2 protein-coding genes are annotated in these 1426 nt (G+C 50.4%); both read left to right on the top strand.

Annotated features, from left to right (window positions below):
• Positions 1–330: 330 nt before the first annotated feature.
• Entirely contained in the window at positions 331–684 is a 354-nt protein-coding gene (locus B3F49_RS08350) for an ArsR/SmtB family transcription factor (RefSeq protein ID WP_293910351.1), read from the top strand.
• Positions 685–719: 35 nt separating this feature from the next.
• Positions 720–1426: arsenic resistance protein (locus tag B3F49_RS08345; protein WP_293910355.1), on the top strand; the 707-nt coding region annotated here is incomplete at its 3' end.

Raw genomic sequence — 1426 nt, 5'->3', positions numbered from 1 at the left:
GCTCTCATAAGGAATTTACGTTTTTTCATCCTTGTGTGGAGGTTTCTCTTCCTCCAAGATAGGCTCAAACTCAGGTGCATAGCAGCGATTTTTTCTTTTCCATAGCAGCCCCCCTCTCTATGACACCAAGGTGAACACAGGCCCGCCGATTACTGCAGTAAGCCCGATGCCACATTGCCGGGACCTGAAATTCTGACAATGAGTTCTTCCGGCACATGTCTATAGATGGCGGATCATAGCATCATTAGTTGACGTCATCAACCAATATACTCCTTCTCATCATATTGACTATTCTCTATATGATAGCTAGTATTCTCTCCAAGGAGACACATGAAGATGAACATGCACGGGACGACAACAAACCATCTGCTCAAACTCAAGGCGCTCTCCGATGAAACCAGGCTGGACATCATCAACCTCTTGTCCTCCGGCCCTCTGTGCGCATGCGATATATTGGAGTCTTTCCAGATAACCCAGCCTACACTCAGTTACCACATGAAGCTGCTCACCACAAGCGGCCTCGTCTCCTCTGAGAAGGCAGGAAAATGGATATACTATGCGTTGAATTTCGATGAAATGGAACACTTGTTGGAGTACCTGAGGACGATCTCGACCAACCGAAGCGTCCCGTTGGTCAGCAGCAATGCAAAGTGCAAGCACAACACTGCCGATCGATGTAAATAAGGCTGTCCTGAAAGCAGGCAGATTGGGAGGGATGTATGGCAAGGGAAAAGAAATCATCAGCAGGAATCGGTTTTTTTGAACGGTTCTTGACGCTGTGGGTGTTGCTTTGTATGGCAGCCGGGGTGCTAATCGGGGTCTATCTGCCCCAGATACCCCAATTCCTCTCTCGCTTTGAGTATGCAAACGTCTCCATACCGGTAGCCATCCTCATCTGGCTCATGATCTATCCGATGATGCTCAAGGTCGACTTTCACAGCATCAAGCAGGTGGGACAGAATCCCAGGGGCCTGGTGATAACCTGGGTGACCAACTGGCTCATCAAGCCCTTTACAATGTACGCAATCGCCATGTTCTTCTTCTACGTGGTCTATCAGGCACTCATTCCAAGGGATTTGGCACGTCAGTACCTTGCGGGGGCGGTGCTGCTCGGAGCCGCACCCTGCACTGCAATGGTATTTGTATGGAGCCACCTCACAAAGGGCAATCCTGCGTACACCTTGGTCCAGGTAGCCACCAATGACCTGATCATCCTTGTTGCATTCGTTCCCATCGTAGGATTGCTGCTCGGCATCAGCGGCATAAGCATTCCCTGGATGACGCTGTTCCTCTCGGTCGTCCTGTTCGTGGTCATTCCCCTTGGAGCCGGTTGGCTCTCCCGCATGTTCATCACCAAGCATCGGGGCTTGGATTACTTCGAGAACACCTTCATACCCAAATTCAGCAATGTCACCATCACCGGCCT

The sequence above is a fragment of the Sphaerochaeta sp. UBA5836 genome (assembly GCF_002432845.1).
GTDB lineage: Bacteria > Spirochaetota > Spirochaetia > Sphaerochaetales > Sphaerochaetaceae > Sphaerochaeta.
The sequence above is the reverse complement of the archived record's forward strand: the minus strand, read 5'-3'. Positions and strand labels throughout refer to the sequence as shown.